General features: G+C 71.8%; 15 protein-coding genes. 7 read left to right on the forward strand and 8 right to left on the reverse strand.

Annotated elements, in window-relative coordinates; all coding sequences use genetic code 11:
• Positions 1-96 precede the first annotated feature (96 nt).
• Together ACFWPQ_RS21620 and ACFWPQ_RS21625 are read right to left on the reverse strand one after the other, a co-directional pair.
• On the reverse strand, positions 97-1,671 hold the full coding sequence (locus ACFWPQ_RS21620; protein WP_384036965.1) for a sodium:solute symporter family protein: 1,575 nt from the start codon (positions 1,669-1,671) through the stop codon (positions 97-99).
• 217 nt (positions 1,672-1,888) lie between these two features.
• Positions 1,889-2,677 (reverse strand): SDR family oxidoreductase, encoded by a 789-nt coding sequence (locus ACFWPQ_RS21625; RefSeq protein ID WP_384036968.1) that lies wholly within the window; start codon positions 2,675-2,677, stop codon positions 1,889-1,891.
• 74 nt (positions 2,678-2,751) lie between these two features.
• On the opposite strand from ACFWPQ_RS21625, the gene ACFWPQ_RS21630 reads away from it, so the two are divergent.
• The 5 genes from ACFWPQ_RS21630 (at position 2,752) to ACFWPQ_RS21650 (ending at position 8,528) form a co-directional block, all read left to right on the forward strand.
• Entirely contained in the window at positions 2,752-3,591 is an 840-nt protein-coding gene (locus ACFWPQ_RS21630) for a hypothetical protein (protein WP_384036971.1), read from the forward strand.
• Between the two features lie 136 nt (positions 3,592-3,727).
• Complete coding sequence (locus tag ACFWPQ_RS21635; protein WP_384036974.1) at positions 3,728-4,900, forward strand: low temperature requirement protein A; 1,173 nt, start codon at positions 3,728-3,730, stop codon at positions 4,898-4,900.
• Between the two features lie 214 nt (positions 4,901-5,114).
• Positions 5,115-6,311, forward strand: a complete 1,197-nt coding sequence (locus ACFWPQ_RS21640; RefSeq protein WP_384036977.1) for an MFS transporter — start codon at positions 5,115-5,117, stop codon at positions 6,309-6,311.
• 131 nt (positions 6,312-6,442) lie between these two features.
• A complete protein-coding gene (locus tag ACFWPQ_RS21645) occupies positions 6,443-6,817 on the forward strand; it encodes a nuclear transport factor 2 family protein (RefSeq protein WP_384036980.1) in 375 nt (124 codons plus the stop codon).
• Positions 6,818-6,905: 88 nt separating this feature from the next.
• The gene (locus tag ACFWPQ_RS21650; RefSeq protein ID WP_384036983.1) at positions 6,906-8,528 is read left to right on the forward strand and encodes an FAD-binding protein; all 1,623 of its coding nucleotides are present in this window, start codon (positions 6,906-6,908) and stop codon (positions 8,526-8,528) included.
• Between the two features lie 132 nt (positions 8,529-8,660).
• Here ACFWPQ_RS21650 and ACFWPQ_RS21655 read toward each other — a convergent pair whose 3' ends face one another.
• From ACFWPQ_RS21655 to ACFWPQ_RS21680, 6 genes are read right to left on the reverse strand one after another with little or no spacing between them, the layout of a single operon-like run.
• A complete protein-coding gene (locus ACFWPQ_RS21655) occupies positions 8,661-9,494 on the reverse strand; it encodes an SDR family NAD(P)-dependent oxidoreductase (protein WP_384036986.1) in 834 nt (277 codons plus the stop codon).
• A 16-nt stretch (positions 9,495-9,510) separates the two neighbouring features.
• The gene (locus tag ACFWPQ_RS21660; protein WP_384036988.1) at positions 9,511-9,972 is read right to left on the reverse strand and encodes a VOC family protein; all 462 of its coding nucleotides are present in this window, start codon (positions 9,970-9,972) and stop codon (positions 9,511-9,513) included.
• Between the two features lie 5 nt (positions 9,973-9,977).
• Positions 9,978-10,349, reverse strand: a complete 372-nt coding sequence (locus ACFWPQ_RS21665) for a nuclear transport factor 2 family protein (protein WP_089102080.1) — start codon at positions 10,347-10,349, stop codon at positions 9,978-9,980.
• A gap of 40 nt (positions 10,350-10,389) precedes the next feature.
• Positions 10,390-11,202, reverse strand: coding sequence for an ester cyclase (locus ACFWPQ_RS21670; RefSeq protein ID WP_384036993.1), 813 nt, complete (start codon positions 11,200-11,202; stop codon positions 10,390-10,392).
• Positions 11,189-12,826 (reverse strand): GMC family oxidoreductase, encoded by a 1,638-nt coding sequence (locus ACFWPQ_RS21675; protein WP_384036996.1) that lies wholly within the window; start codon positions 12,824-12,826, stop codon positions 11,189-11,191. Before ACFWPQ_RS21675 ends, ACFWPQ_RS21670 begins: the two co-directional genes overlap by 14 nt.
• 24 nt (positions 12,827-12,850) lie before the next feature.
• Positions 12,851-13,264, reverse strand: coding sequence for a hypothetical protein (locus ACFWPQ_RS21680; protein WP_384036999.1), 414 nt, complete (start codon positions 13,262-13,264; stop codon positions 12,851-12,853).
• A gap of 331 nt (positions 13,265-13,595) precedes the next feature.
• Between ACFWPQ_RS21680 and ACFWPQ_RS21685 the strand changes: the two genes are divergently transcribed.
• On the forward strand, positions 13,596-14,432 hold the full coding sequence (locus ACFWPQ_RS21685) for a type 1 glutamine amidotransferase domain-containing protein (protein WP_384037001.1): 837 nt from the start codon (positions 13,596-13,598) through the stop codon (positions 14,430-14,432).
• A 43-nt stretch (positions 14,433-14,475) separates the two neighbouring features.
• Positions 14,476-16,152: a thiamine pyrophosphate-binding protein gene (locus ACFWPQ_RS21690; RefSeq protein WP_384037003.1), complete on the forward strand. Its 1,677-nt coding sequence runs from the start codon at positions 14,476-14,478 to the stop codon at positions 16,150-16,152.
• Positions 16,153-16,157: the final 5 nt, after the last annotated feature.

The raw sequence follows: 16,157 nt of genomic DNA on the forward strand, positions 1-16,157 counted from the left end.
TCACCCCCCCCCCCCCCCCCCCTTGTCCATCGTGCGCCGGTCACCCCGCCCCCCGGGTGCGGGTCTTCCGTCCAGCACCCACCCCCGCACGGCCGGTCAGTCCTTGACCGGTGCCCCCAGGGCGTCGCCGCTGCCCGCCTGGGCGGGGACCGGGACCGCCGCGGCCGCGCTGTCCCCGTCCGTGTTCACGCTCTCGATGATCGCGAGGCGTTCCGGGGTGTCCTCCGGCTTGAGGAAGCCGATGAGGATGTAGAGGACCAGGGAGACGGCGAGCGGGACCGAGACCTGGTACTGGAGGGGGACGCCGCCGTCCACGTTCCAGTTGATCGGGTAGTTGACCAGCCAGAAGGCCAGCAGGCCCGCCGCCCAGCTGGTGAGGGCCGCCGTCGGGCCGGAGCGGCGGAACGGGCGGAGCAGGCCGAGCATCATCGGGATGGCGATCGGGCCCATCAGGCCGGCCACCCACTTGATGACCACGGTGATGATGTCCTTGAAGGTGGGGGAGTTGATCTGGGTGGCCACCGTCATGGACAGGCCCAGGAAGACGACCGTCGTGACGCGGGCCGCGATCAGGCCCGAGCGTTCGTTCCACGCCCGCGCCCGCTGCGAGACGACCGGGGCCACGTCACGGGTGAAGACGGCCGCGATCGCGTTGGCGTCGGAGGAGCACATCGCCATCGTGTGGGAGAAGAAGCCGACGATCACCAGGCCCAGCAGGCCGTGCGGGAGGAGCTGTTCGGTCATCAGGCCGTAGGAGTCGGAGCCGTCCGGCTTCTGGGCGTGCACCAGGAGCGGCGACATCCACATGGGGAAGAACAGGACGACCGGCCAGACCAGCCAGAGGGCGGCGGAGAGGCGGGCGCTGCGCTCGGCCTCCTTCGGGCCGGCCGTGGCCATGTAGCGCTGGGCCTGGTTGAGCATGCCGCCGTTGTACTCGAAGAGCTTGATGAAGAGGAAGGCGAGCAGGAACACCGTGCCGTAGGGGCCGACGAGCGGCTTGCCGTGGCCGTGCAGGGCCGGCTGGTCCCAGGCGTCGAAGAAGCCGATGCCCTTGTCGTTCAGCTTCAGGACGACGGCCACGAACATCGAGATGCCGGCCAGGAGCTGGATGACGAACTGGCCGAGTTCGGTGAGCGCGTCCGCCCACAGGCCGCCGATCGTGCAGTAGACCGCCGTGATCGCGCCGGTGATGAAGATGCCCTGGTTGAGGGAGACCCCGGTGAACACCGACAGCAGGGTGGCGATCGCCGCCCACTTCGCGGCCACGTCCACGATCTTCAGGAGCATGCCGGACCAGGCCAGCGCCTGCTGGGTGGAGAGGTTGTAGCGGCTCTTCAGGTATTCGAGCGGGGACGCCACGTGCAGGCGCGAGCGCAGGCGGTTGATGCGCGGGGCGAAGAGTTTCGAGCCGATCGCGATGCCGAGCGCGATCGGGAAGGACCAGGTGACGAAGGACGTCACGCCGTAGGTGTAGGCGATGCCCGCGTACCCGGTGAACATCACCGCGCTGTAGCCCGACATGTGGTGCGAGATGCCGGACAGCCACCAGGGCATCTTGCCGCCCGCGGTGAAGAAGTCACTGACGTTGTCCACGCGTTTGTGCGACCAGACGCCGATCGCGACCATCACACCGAAGTAGCCGATGAGCACGGCCCAGTCGAGCCCGTTCATGCGCCCCCCTTCCAGGGTCCGCCTACTGAACTCCGCTCAGCTGGCTGGCACTTCGCATAAGCGGAGCGGGGACGGGGAAGGCCGCGAAGTGCCCGCTCATCGTGGGTTCCGTTACGCGGGCACGACAAGCGGGCGTAGGGTCAAGGGAAAGTAAAATCGTTCGTCTTCCTGACCTTGGTTCATGAGTGTGAATGAATGGGTGGACCCGGATCGGTCCCTAGCGCATCAGCTCCCCCGCGTTGACCAGCAGCGACTGCCCCGTGATGGCCCGCGCCCGGTCCGACGCCAGGAACACCGCCGCGTCCGCCACGTCCCCGTCCGTCGCCAGCTCCGGCAGCGCCATCCGTCCGGTCAGCCGGCCCAGCACCTCGTCCTCCGGCACCCCTTCCGTGTGCGCGGTGAACTGGACGTACGCCTGCACCGGCGGCCCCCACATCCAGCCCGGCAGCACCGTGTTGACCCGGATCCGGTACGGCCCCAGCTCCCGCGCCAGCGAGTACATCGCGCTGGTCAGCGCGCCCTTGGAGGCGGCGTACGCGGCCTGCTTCACCTGCGAGGGCGCGGCGACGGCGGACTGGGTGCCGATGAGGACGACCGAGCCGCCGCCCGCCGCCTTCAGTCCCGGCAGGCACGCCCGGGTCATCCGCAGCGTCCCCAGCAGGTTCACGTCGATGACCGAGGCCCAGGTCGCGAAGTCGGCGTCCTCGACCCCGCCGAAGTAGGAGTCCCAGGCGGCGACATGGACCACCGCGTCGATCCCGCCGAACCGCTCCCGGGCCAGCGCGGCCAGCGCCCCGCACTGGCCCTCGTCGGTGATGTCGGTGGGCAGGTACGCGGTCCTGGTGCCCCCCGGGTCGATGTCGGCCGCGCTCTTCGCGAGGTTCGCCTCGGTCCGCGCGCCGAGCGCGGCGTTCCCGCCGTCCCGTACGACGGCCGCCGCGACCTGGTGCCCGAGCCCGGCGCCGACTCCCGAGACGACGACGGTCTTGCCCGCGAGCAGCGACATGGAAGCCTCCTGAACCCTGGCGCTTTATCTGACGGAGCGTCAGAGTATGGGCGACCACCGGAAAGGGGAACCGCATGAGCGACGACACCCGCAGTGACGTCTACGCCGAACTCGCCGCCGTGGGCCCGTACGGCGTCCGCCCGGGCCACGCCCTCATCACCATGGTCGAACCGCACCCCGGGCACGAGTACGCGTACAACCGCTGGTACGAGGACGACCACTACTACGCAGGCGCGATGGCCATGCCCTGGATGTACGCCGGGCGCCGCTGGGTCGCCACCCGCGACCTGCAACTCCTGCGCTACCCCGAGAAGTCGGCCGTCGCCCAGCCGGTGACCGCGGGGTGCTACATCTCCACCTACTGGATCACCGACGGCCGCTACGCCGACCACATGAAGTGGACCGTCGCCATCAACAAACGGCTGAACCGGGACGCCCGGGTGTACCAGGACCGGACCCACGTCTTCACGGCGTTCCAGGACCACGAGGCCACCGTGTACCGGGACGGGGCCGCCGGTCCGCGCGACTTCCACGCCCTCGACCACCCCTACGCGGGGCTGGTGGTGGAGGTCGTCGACAGCGAGTCGGCCGAGCAGCGGGCCGAACTGGTGGAGTGGTTGCGCGGACGGCACCTGCCGAAGAAGCTGGCGGGTTCGCCGACCGCGATGGTGACCGTCTTCCGGCCGACCCCGCTCCCCGGGGACCGGATGACGTACGTGAAGCAGGTGGAGGGGGTGGACACCCGGCTGACCCTGCTGTGGTTCCTGGAGACCGACCCGAGGGAGTGCTGGGAGGACCGCTTCACCGGCCTGGACGAGGAGGTCGCCGGGTCGGGGCTGGGGCGGGTGGAGCTGGTGGCGCCGTTCGTGCCGACCGTGCCGGGCACCGACCGGTACGTCGCGGAGCTGCGCTGAGCCGGGCTGCCCAGAGTGACGTGAACCGGCCGTTCCGGCGGCCGAGTTGAGACATCCGGTGCCGTGACTTCCCGCAGTACGCGCCGGCTTTCCACCCCGTGCCGGCGGCGGACGGGGGCCGTGTCCCCATACAGAAATGACCGACGCAACCGCAGCGACGACGACCGTTCCTGCCGTTCCGGCGCGCGACCGCACCACCTGGGCGGAGCTCTTCTTCGACCTGGTCCTCGCGTTCGGCGTGGGCCAGGTCGCCCACCCGGTGGCCGTGCACCCGAGCTGGCCGGTGCTGGGCGAATGCCTGCTCGTACTGGTCCCCCTCTGGTGGGCCTGGGTGGACGTCGTCATGGCGATGAACGCCGTGCTCGAGACCAACCTGCAACGGGTGTTCCTGCTGCTGACCGCGCTCGCCGTCTACGGCATGGCGGTGGCCGCCCCGCTCGCCCTGGCCGACCGGGAGGCGGCCCTGCTCTACTCCGGAAGCTACCTCGCCCTGCGCCTGCTGATCGGGGAGGCGATCCGCAAGGAGTGCGCCCTCTACACCATCCACCCCTACCGGGCCGGACTCGCCTTCGCCCTGGTCCTGTTCGCCTGCGCCACCGTGCCGGCGCCGTGGCGCGAGGTCTGCTGGGCCTTCGCCGTCGTCGCCGAGATCGTCGCGCCCGTCGTACTCAGCGGCCACCTGCGACAGTTGGCGTTCGGCGTCAACCATCTGCCCGAGCGCTTCGGCCTGTTCGTCATGATCGCCCTCGGGGAGAACGTCTTCGCCGTCGGCGCCGGCGCCGCCCACGGCTCGCTCGCCCCGGCCGAACTGACCGCCCTCGTCCTCGCCTTCCTGGTCGGCTGCGCCCTGTGGTGGCTCTACTTCCACCTGGTGGCCTCGGCCGTCGCCCACGCCCTGCGCACCCACCCGACCCCGTCCGTCGTCGTCCGCGACGTGCTCAGCTACGGCCATCTGGTGCTGGTCGTCGGGCTGTTGCTGGTCTCCGTCGGCGCCACCCGCACCGTCCGCTCCCCCCTGCACACCCCGGACGCGCTGAGCGCCGCCCTGCTGCCGTCCGGCGCCGCCCTCTTCATGCTCGCGTTCTGCTACACCCGGCGCCGCATGTTCGGCGCCGCGTCCGCCACCCGGTTCTACGGCGGCCTCGTCCTGCTCGCCCTCGCCCTGCCGTTCTGGCGACTCCCGGGCGTGGCCACGCTCGCCGTCACCACCGTGCTGCTCCTGCTGGTCAACGCGGTCGAGCACTGGCTGATCAGCTCCGGGCGACAGGTCCCGCTGGTGCTGCGGAACCGTGGGTTCGGGGCGGCCTGACGGCGGTCCGGCGGCGGTCCAGCGGCGGTCCGGCGGCGGTCCAGCGGCGGCCTGACGGCGACCTGACGTAGTAGGCCGACGGACCTGGGGGAGTGCCGGACGCCCTTCCGGAGCGGTCTCGGCGGGACGCGGAGCGTTTCTAGGTTCGCTGTATGGAACTTCCCGGCTCCCGCCTTTCCGGCACCGATGACGAAGAGGAAGAGGAGGTGGCTTGATGCCGTCCCGCAGCGATTTACCCGCCCTGCTCTCCCTGTCACTGGGCTACTTCAGCCTGGGGACGATCTCGCTGGCGGTCGTCGGCCTGAACGGCCCGATCGGCGACGACCTGCACGTCCAGCCGGCCACCGTGGGCATCCTGGTCACCGTCTTCGCGCTGACCTTCGCGGTCTGCGCGCCCACCGCCCCCATCCTGCTGCGCCGGTGGAACCGCAAGCGGGTGCTGCTCGTCGGTATCGGCCTGCTCACCGTCGGCGCGGCCCTCGGCGCCGTCGCGCCCGACTACGGCTTCCTCACCGCCACCCGGGTGCTCGGCGCGATGGGCGCCGCCGTCTTCGGTCCCGGCGCCTCGGCGGCCGGAGCGCTGATCGTGCCGCCGGAGCGCCGGCAGCGGGCCCTGGCCACGGTGTTCGGCGGCATGACGGCCGCCGCGGTGCTCGGCGTGCCGCTCGCCTCGTTCCTCGGCGGCACCCTGGGCTGGCGGCCGGCCCTGCTCGGCGTGGCCGCGCTGTCCGCGCTCGCCTTCGTGACGGTGCTGGTCTTCGTCCCCGAGATCCCGGCCGGCGAACCCCCGACGGTCGGCGCCTACCGCGAGGCGATGCGCACCCCGGCCACGGCCGCCACGGTCACCACGACCCTGCTCTTCATGGCCGCCCAGTTCACCGTCTACGGCATCGCGGGCGCCTACCTGAAGGACCGCTTCGGCGCGTCCTCCGGGCTGATCTCGCTGACGCTGCTCGCCTTCGGCGTCATCGGCGTGGCGGGCAACGCCTTCGCGCCGCGGATCGCCGAGCGGCTGGGCGGCGGGCGCACGGTGAGCGTCGCCGTGCTCGGGCTCGCGCTCGGCTTCGCGCTGCTGCTGGTGGCTCCGCACTCCGCGCCCGGGGTCGTGTTCTTCGCGTTCTGGGCGTTCTTCAGCCAGATGTACCAGGCGCCGCAGCAGGCCCGGCTGGTGGAGCTGGTGCCGCTGCAGCCGGGACTGATCCTCGCGATGAACGCCGCGGCGCTGTACCTGGGGATGAGCCTCGGCAGCTTCATCGGCAGCAGCCTGCTGCCGGACCTGGGGGCCGGGCCCATTCCGTGGGCGGCCCTGGGCGTCCTCGTGCTGGCCGGAGTGGCCCATCTGTCCTCGGTTCGGCAGGTCGCGCAGGCGGCGACTACCGATAGGGCGGCAACCCCCGTACACACCAGCTGAGCGCCGATGCCTTGGCGGTCGTCTGCGGCGCCGTCGTGGCTGGTCGCGCCCACGCGGCGGCAGCCGCAAATCGATACAGCCCCGCGCCCCTGTCGGGGCGTTGTCCCTCAAGTCAGTTCAAGGAGAACCCTATGAGCAGCCACCAGGTGAACTTCGTTCGGGAGTACGTCGAGACCGTCTGGAACCAGGGGCGGACCGAGCTGGCCGACAAGTACCTGGCCGAGGACCTCATCCAGCACAACCCGAACCTGCCCGACGGGCGGGCCCCGCTGGTCGAGTTCATCGACGGCTTCCACAAGCAGTACCCGCGGGCCCGGTTCGAGATCCGGCGCGCGGCCGGTTCGGGAGACCTGGTCTTCCTGCACACCCGCTTCCGCGGTGACCCGGACGACCGCGGCATGGTCGTCGTGGAGGTCTTCCGGATCGACGAGGGACTGATCGTCGAGCACTGGGACGTCCGCGACGAGATTCCCGAGACCACCGTCAGCGGACACGAGGTCGTCTGACCGCCCCGTCCGCGGCTCCCCCCTGCCGCCCGGGAGGCTCCGCGCCTCCCGGGCGGCAGCCGTTTCCCCACGACTGAAGGAGACACCTGTGACACGACAGCAGCAGCCAGACCGGCGGCCCGCCGCCCGACTCACCCGGCGCGGACTCCTCGGCTCGGCGGCCGCCGCCGGGGCCGGCGCGGCCCTCCTCCCGGCCCCCGCCCACGCCGCCACCACGACGTCCGCCCCCGCCGCGGTCACCGTCGACGCCTCCGACGCCCGCTATCTCGACCTCACCTCCCGCGGCTACAACGCGAGATTCACCGCCGCCCCCGACTCCGTGCGGCTCGTGCACAGCACCGACCAGGTGGTGGCCGTCGTCCAGGAGGCCGTGCGCGACGGCAGACGCATCGGGGTGCGCGGCGGCGGGCACTGCCTGGACGGGCTCGTCGACGACCCGGACGTACGGATACTCGTCGACATGTCCGAGATGGACGCCGTCCGCCACGACCCCGCCCGCCGGGCCTTCCTCGTCGAGGGCGGTGCCACCCTCGGCCACGTCTACCGGACCCTGTACCTGGAGTGGGGGGTGGCGCTGCCGGGCGGCACCTGCCCGACCGTCGGGGTCGGCGGGCACGTCACCGGTGGCGGCTACGGCGCCATGTGCCGGCAGCACGGGGCGGTCGTGGACCACCTGTACGCCGTGGAGGTGGTGACCGTCGACGCCTCCGGCACCGCCCGCGCGGTGGTCGCCACCCGGGAGCCGGACGACCCGCACCGCGAGCTGTGGTGGGCGCACACCGGCGGAGGCGGCGGCACCTACGGCATCGTCACCCGCTACTGGTTCCGCTCCCCGGACGCCACCGGCACCGACCCCGCCGGCCTGCTGCCCAGGCCTCCGAAGACGCTCCTGAAGTCCACGGTCAGCATCAAGTGGAGCGACCTGACGGAGGCCGCCTTCACCGCCCTGATCGCCGACCACGGCGCCTGGCACGCCCGCAACAGCGTGGCCGGCTCCGCCTACGACAGCCTGCACAGCGTGCTCATCCTCTACAACCGGGTGCAGGGCGCGCTCGTGCTCAACTCGCAGATCGACGCCACCCGTTCGGACGCCTCCGCGCTCCTCGACGCGTACGTCACGGCGGTGGCCGGTGGCATCGGGGCGCCGTACACCGAGGTCCGCTCCTCCTGGCCGTGGATGAAGACGACGCTCAAGGACCCCTACGACACCGGGCTGTACAACCGGACCAAGTCCAAGGGCGCCTACCTGCGCAAGGGCTGGTCCGCCGCCCAGGCCTCCACCCTCTACGGCTACCTCTCCGACGCCGGCTACGACGGTCACGCCGGGATCCTGCTCTACTCCTACGGCGGCAAGGTCAACACCGTCGCGTCCTCGGCCACCGCGCTGGCCCAGCGGGACTCGGTCCTCAAGGCCAACTTCACGACGTACTGGCCCGCCGCCGCGGACGACGACCGGCACGTGGCCTGGATGCGCGCCCTCTACCGCGACCTGTACGTGGCCACCGGCGGGGTTCCCGCGCCCGACGACACCAACGACGGCTCGTACATCAACTACCCGGACACCGACCTCGCCGACCCGGCCTGGAATACCTCGGGGGTGCCCTGGCAGAGCCTCTACTTCAAGGACAACCTGCCCCGGCTGCAGGCGGTAAAGGCGGCCTGGGACCCGCACAACGTATTCCACCACCGACTGTCCGTCACAGCGGACTGAGGTGGCAGCGCCCCGTAAGGGGCGCGGGGAACTGCGCGACCAGCCACGACGGCGCCGCAGTCGACAAACCCACCAGGGCATGGACGAGCCCCCGCCTCGCTGCGGTGAGGCGGGGGCTCGTCCCGTTCGGGCTCAGCCGAAGCTGGCCGGGAACGCCACCCCGGTCAGCGACTCGCTCAGCTTCCGCAACTGCGCGCGGGCCGGCTCGTCGTATGCCTGGGCACCTGCCCGGGCCCGCGTGGAGCGGTTGAAGTAGACGCCGGAGACGTCGTCCAGGGCCGGGTCGGTGATCAGCCGCAGGGTGTTGCGCATGCCGTCCGCGACCGTGCTCTGCGGGGTGAACAGGTTCACCACCATCTTGGTCGGCATGTACGACGCCGGGTGCAGCGCGTTGGCCGTGACCCCGGTGCCGCGCAGCCGCTCGGCCAGGTCGAAGGTGAGCGAGATCTGGGCGAGCTTGGCCTGGCAGTAGGCCTGTACGCCGTCCCAGTTGCGCTCCAGCATCACGTCCCGGAAGTTGATCGGCGCCTGGCCCGCGGAGCTGACGTTGATGATGCGGGCCGGTGCCGACGCCACCAGCAGCGGGGCGAGCCGGCAGCTGAGGATGTAGGCCGCCAGGTAGTCGACCTGGAAGGTGAGCTCCAGCCCGTCCTGGCTCTCCTGGCGGGCCAGCTCGACCCCGATGCCCGCGTTGTTCACCAGCACGTCCAGCCGGTCGTACGTGGTGAGGATCCGCTCGGCGAGCTTGCCGATGTCCTCCAGGGAGGAGAAGTCGGCGAGCTCGTAGCTGAGCCGGCCGGTGGCGCCGGCCGCGCGCAGCTCGGCCAGCAGGTCCGCGCCCTTGGCCGCGCTGCGGCCGTGCAGGATCAGCGACGCGCCCTGCGCGGCGAGTTCGCGGGCGACCGCGCGGCCGAGACCGTCGGTCGCGCCGGTGATGAGAATGGTCTGCTCGGGAACGGCCTTCATCTGGGGAACTCTCCTGTCAGGCGTACGTTGCCAGTTCTTCGGTGGACTGGTCGGTGTATCCCTGGCTGACCTCCACCACGACGCCGTCCGGGTCGGAGACCCAGACCGTCTTCCAGCCGGGGATGAACTCGTCGAACGTCAGCGGTCCGAGCGTCGGCTCCAGCTCGCCCCCGGCGGCGGCGAGGAACGCGTCCACGTCGTCGACCTGGAAGGCGAGGTGGCGGGCCGTGCCGGGGGCGGCCGGGCCGTCCTTCTCGGCCGTCACGAGCGGGTCCGCGTCGGTCGCGAACAGCTCCAGGCAGGCCGGGCCGTTGCGCAGGAAGACCACGCGGGTGCCGTCGGCCTCCACCACCCGGGCGCGGCGGAAGCCGAAGTGCCGGGTGTAGAAGTCCTCGGTGGCCTTCTGGTCACGGCAGTTGAGGCCCACGTGGGCCCAGCGCAGGCCGTTCGGGGCGGCGTTCGGGGCGGCGGTCGTCATGGCCGTCACTTCCCGGTGACCGGGGCGAACGGCACGGTGTCGTGGACGTTCGTCATGTAGGTGATCAGCCCGCCCCGGACCCGGAAGTAGTTGCACACCGCGGCCTCGACCGCGATGCCGTCCGGGGTGCGGGCGGTGATGTCGGAGACCACCGCGGCCTGCTCGCCGTCCACGACCACCAGGCGCGGGACGTTGGCGAAGGAGGCGTACATCTGCGGGAAGCCCTTCATCATCTCGCGGAGCGTCTCGCGTCCCTCGACGTGCCCGGCCAGCTGCTCGTCCATGGTCTGGTCGATCGCGAACAGGTCGCACCAGGCGTCCCAGTCGCCCTCGTTGGCCAGCCGGTAGTACGTGTCGACCACTTCTCGGGTGCTCATGCGGCCGTCCTTTCCTGCTGCTGCGGATCTGTGGTGGGGATCAGGGGAGGTCCACGCCGAGCTGGCGCATCAGGCCCGTGGTGTCGGCCTGGACCCAGCGCTCGACGACCTTGCCGTCCTCCAGGCGGTAGACCTCCAGGCTGGTCCAGGAGACCTCCTTGCCGGTCGGCTCCTTGCCGAAGAACGGCGCGATGTGCCGGCCGTGGAAGGTGATGTGCATGATCACCTTGTCCGGGGCGGCCGGGTACAGGGCATCCAGGTGCACGGTGAAGTCCAGCGCGTCGTGCGCGGCCCTGATGATCCCCTTGAGCTCGTCGAGGCTCTCGACGCTCCAGGCCGGGTTGTTGTCCTTGAACGTCGGCCCGAACATCTCGTCCAGGTCGTCGTAGCGGCGCTCGTTGACCGCGTCGCTGACCTGGCGGACCACGGTGTAGTTGAGGTCGTCGGAGGACAGCTGGGTGCGCAGGCCGAGCAGGTCGTCCTGGGCCCAGCGCTCGGCGAACAGGCCGTTCTCGGCCCGCCAGATCTCGGTGGTGGACCACTCGACCTTGCGGCCGGTGGCCGGGAAGCCCAGCACGTCGCCGAGGTGGGTGCCGGTGAGCTTCACCCGGGTGACGAGCCGGCCGTCGTCGAGCGGTACGCCCTCCTCCAGCTCGCCCTTGATGTCGAGCGACTCGTGCGCGCCGCGCACCGCGTCCAGGTAGGAGTCGATGCCGGTGATGTCGAAGCCGGGGTGGTGGTCGGTGAAGTCCGGGCTGAGGACGGCGCGGACCCCCTGGAGGTCGCCGGCGTTCAGCGCGTCGAGGAAGCGGGAGTAGAGCTTCTGGATCTCCTGCTGGTCACGGGTGGACATGGTGCATCCCCTCGGTCGGTCGGGCGGCGGAGGACAGCGGCCGGGAGGTGCCGAGGGCGAACGCCGCCGCGCGCTCGCCGATCATCACGCTGGGTGCGTGGGTGTTGCCGGCCACGATGGACGGCATCACGGAGGCGTCCGCGACCCGCAGGCCCTCGATGCCGTGGACGCGCAGCTCGGGGTCGGTGACGGCCTCCGGTCCGGTGCCCATCCGGCAGGTGCCGGCCGGGTGCCACAGGGTGGTCGCGTTGGCGGCGACGTAGGCGCGCAGCTCGTCCGGGGTCGTGACGTCCTTGCCGGGGCCGAGTTCGTCGCCGCGGAAGGCGTCGAAGGCCCGGGCGGCGGCCAGTTCGCGGGCCAGCTCGACCCCGTACACCAGGACGTCCAGGTCGGCCGCCGAGGTGAGGTAGCCGGCGCTGATCACCGCGTTGGACTCGGGGTCGGCGTCGCGCAGCCGGACCCGGCCCCGGCTGTGCGGGAGCACGGCGATCGGGGCGAAGGTCAGGCCGGGGCCCTCCCACTGGTCGGCCGGTGCGCCGGCGGGCAGGAACTTGACCGGGCCGAAGGTGAACTGCAGGTCGGGCGGCCCGTCCGGGTCGGCGGCCGGGGTGTGGGTGAACAGCCCGGCCTCGGAGAGCAGCGCGCCGGGCGGGTGCTCCTGGAGGGACTGGTAGCAGACCGGGGTGAAGAGGTGGTCCTGGAGCCCGGCGCCCACGCCCTGCAGGTCGCGCACGCAGTGGATGCCGTGCGCCCTGAGGTGGTCGGCCGGGCCGATGCCGGACAGCATCAGGAGCTTCGGCGACTCGAACGCGCCTGCGGAGACGATGACTTCGCGGTCGGCGCGGATCCGGGCCGCGGCGCCGTCCCTGACGTACTCGACGCCGGTGACGCGGTTCCCGTCGAGCAGCAGCCGGGTGGTGCGGGCGCCGGTCAGCACGGTCAGGTTGGGGCGGGCGAGGGCCGGGCGGAGGTAGGCGTCGGCGGCGCTGCACCGGCCGCCCGCGTCGTCGCGGTTGGTCTGGTACAGGAAGCCGAAGCCGTCCTGCCGGGCGCCGTTGTAGTCGCCGTCGCTCGCGGCGTCGTGGCCGAGTTCACCGGCCGCCGCCACGAAGGCGGACGCCAGCGGCGACGGGCGGTCCAACTGCCGTACGCGGACCGGGCCGTCGGCGCCGCGCAGCTCGGAGCCGCCGCCGGAGTAGCTCTCGGCGGCCCGGAAGTACGGCAGGACCTCGTCGTACGACCAGCCGCTCGCGCCCTCGGCGACCCAGCGGTCGTAGTCGTGGCGGCTGCCGCGCACCCACATCAGGGCGTTGACGGAACTGCACCCGCCGAGGACCTTGCCGCGGGCCACCGGTATCCGGCGGCCGTCCATTCCGGCCTGGGGTTCGGTCTCGTAGCCCCAGTCGATCTCGCCCCGCCAGTCGGCGGTCAGCAGGGAGAGGACCGAGGCGGCGTCGGCGTGGTGGATCTCGGGGCGTTCGTCCGGGCCGCCGGCCTCCAGCAGGATCACGGTCACGGACGGGTCCGCGCTGAGCCGGGCGGCCACGGCGCAGCCGGCGGAACCCGCGCCGACCACCACGTAGTCGGCGCCCTGGGGCACCGGGGGAGTCGGATTCGACGGCATGTCAGCCTCCAAACGGTGACGGGGTCAGAGGGCGGCCGGTTCGCCGACCTGGTAGTCGACGATCACCGGGGCGGCGCCGGGCGCGGGGCGTTCGAGCTGCCACTGCTGGTTGATCCGGAACGAGGACACGGAGCCGTCGGCGGTCGACTTCGCCGTCCACACGACGGTCAGGTCGATGCCGATGCGGGCTCCGGTCTCCTGGTGGACGAGCTTCTCCACGGTGTGGTCCTGCTCGCTGTAGGCCTCACCGACGGCCGCGTACCAGTCGAGGAAGTCCGCGTGGCTGTGCAGGGTGCGCTCCGGGAAGGCCATCTCCAGGCCCTCGTCGGCGACGAAGGGCAGCAGCTCCGCGACCGGGGCGTGCACGTTGAGCAGGCCGAACCAGCGCTGCACGAACTCCTCGATCTCCCGGTCGGAGCCGGTCTGTTCGGTGGACATGGATGTCTCCGCTCATCGGGGTCCCGCCCCCGGGAACCGGGAGCGATACGCGTCCGATGACCCCACAGCCGGGGCGCCCCGCGGGCCGCGCGCCGGAACTCCGGCCGGACTGTGCGAAGTCGCAGCTCCGGCTCGGGCAACTCGCCGCCCGCGGCGGCCGTACCGCCCGGTAGCGACGCCCCGGCAGGCGTTGGCCACAACATGCCGTAGTGCATTCGGCCACTTGGGCATGTGCCGTGAGCACGGGCGACGGCGATGGTCCGGACGAAGTGCCCCGCCGTAGACAGGAATCCGCCACTTGGCACCGTCCCGCCGATCCGGGAGGAATCCCATGAGCAGGCGCATCCTCGTCGTCCTGTCCGAACACGGCTACTGGGGCGAGGAGTTGATCGGCCCCCTGGAGACCTTCGACCAGGCCGGCTACCACGTCACCTTCGCCACCCCCACCGGCAAGCGGCCCAATGCGCTGCCGCCGAGCATGGACCCCGAGCACGTCGACCCGCCGCTCGGCCGGTCCGTCACCACGCCCGAGATGGCGGCGAAGGTACGGGCCGTCGAGGAGTCGGACCGGCTCGACAACCCCCTCGACCTCGCGTCCTGGCTGCCCGACCGGCCCTACCGCTCCCGGCCGTACTTCCTGCGCGACTGGGAGGCCTACCACAGCCGCCTGGAGCAGATCCGCCGCCAGATCGCCGACCGCTACGACGCGCTGCTGATCGTCGGCGGCAGCGGACCCATCGTCGACCTCGCCAACAACTGGCGGGTGCACGACCTGATCCTCGCCTTCCGCGAGCTGGACCGGCCGATCGCCGCCGAGTGCTACGGCGTCGCCTGCCTGGCCTTCGCCCGCGACCAGGAGACCCGTACCTCCATCATCCGCGGCAAGCACGTCACCGGGCACTGCATCGAGTACGACTACAAGGACGGCACCGGCTTCCTCGGCACCGACTTCGTGATGGGCCCGCCGCCGTACCCGCTGGAGTACATCCTGCGCGACGCCACCGCGCCCGGCGGCGCCTACCACGGCAACTTCGGCAAGGAGACCTCGGTCATCGTCGACTACCCGTTCATCACGGGCCGTTCGACCCCCGACTCCTACCTGACCGGCCAGAAGACCGTCGAGGTCCTCGAACAGGGCCTGCGCCAGTGGGGGTTCAGGACCTCCTGACGTCCTGACACCCGTCCCGCGAAAGGTCCGAGAGGTGACCAGCATGGACAGCAGGCCCGCGCGCGTCGCGCTCCTGGAGCAACTGGAGGCCGAAGGCGTCCGGTACATGTTCGGCAACCCCGGCACGGTCGAGCAGGGGTTCCTCGACGAACTGCGCTCCTTCCCCTCGATCCAGTACATCCTGGCCCTGCAGGAGGCCACGGCCGTCGGCATGGCGGACGGCCACGCCCGCGCCACCCGCACCCCGGCGGTCCTGCAACTGCACTCCGGGGTCGGCCTCGGCAACGGCATCGGCATGCTCTACCAGGCCATGCGCGGCCACGCCCCGATCGTCACCCTGGTCGGCGAGGCCGGGCTGCGGTACGCAGGGCTGGACGCCCAGATGGCGGCCGACCTGGTCGGCATGGCGGAGCCCGTCACCAAGTGGGCGACCCGGGTGCTCGACCCCGACTCCACGCTGCGGGTGCTGCGCCGCGCCTTCAAGGTGGCCGGAACCCCGCCGTACGGGCCGGTCCTGGTGGTGCTGCCGGCCGACGTGATGGACGCCGGCACCCGGGAGGCGGTCGTTCCGGTCAGCTACCCGGACACCCGCAGCCTGCCCGCCCCGGACACCGTCGCCCGGGCCGCCGCCCTGCTCGCCGGGGCCCGCCGCCCGCTGATCGTGGCCGGCGACGGCGTCCACTTCGCGGGCGCCCAGGCCGAACTGGCGCGCCTCGCCGAGGTGTGGGGCGCCGACGTGTACGGCGCCGACTGGGCCGAGGTCAACCTCTCCGTGCAACACCCGGCGTACGCCGGTCAGTTGGGGCACATGTTCGGCGAGCAGAGCCGGCGGGTCACCGGCGCCGCCGACGGCGTCCTGATCGTCGGCACCTACGCGCTGCCCGAGGTGTTCCCGGCCCTGTACGACGTCTTCGCCGAGGGCACCCCGGTGGTCCACGTGGACCTGGACACCGACGCCATCGCCAAGAACTTCCCGGTCGACCTCGGCATCGTGGCCGACCCGAAGGCCACCCTCGGGCTGCTCGCCGACGCGCTGCACGGGGAGATGGGGGAGGCGCGGCGGACGGAAGCGGCCGAGCGGCTGCGGGTGCGGGCCGCCGAGCGGGCCGACGCCCTGGCCGGCGCCCGGGAGCGGGACTTGGCCGACGGCGAGGCGCAGTCCGTGCCCACCGCCGCCTTCGCCCGCGAACTCGCCCGCCGACTCCCGCCGGATTCCCTGCTGTTCGACGAGGCGCTGACCGCGTCCCCGACGCTCTTCCGGCACCTGCCGCCCATCGTGCCCGGCCAGTGGATGCAGACCCGGGGCGGCTCCCTCGGCGTCGGGCTGCCCGGCGCGCTCGGCGCCCAGCTCGCCCATCCCGACCGCACGGTGGTCGGGTTCACCGGTGACGGCGGCAGCATGTACACCTTCCAGGCCCTGTGGACGGCCGCCCGCCACGGCCTGCCCACCAAGTTCGTGATCTGCAACAACGGCAGCTACCGGCTGCTGGAGGACAACATCGAGGAGTACTGGCGGGAGACCGGCATTCCGGCCCACGCACAGCCCGGCATGTTCGACCTCTCCCACCCGCCCATCGACTTCACCGGCCTCGCCCGCTCCCTCGGGGTGGCCGCCGTGCGGGTGGAGAAGCCCGGGCAGGCCGAGGGCGCGGTGGCACAGGCCCTCGCCCACCACGGGCCGTTCCTCGTCGACCTGGTGACGGCCAAGGGAAAGGGGTGACCGCC

The sequence above is a fragment of the Streptomyces sp. NPDC058464 genome, assembly GCF_042721035.1.
Lineage (GTDB): Bacteria > Actinomycetota > Actinomycetes > Streptomycetales > Streptomycetaceae > Streptomyces.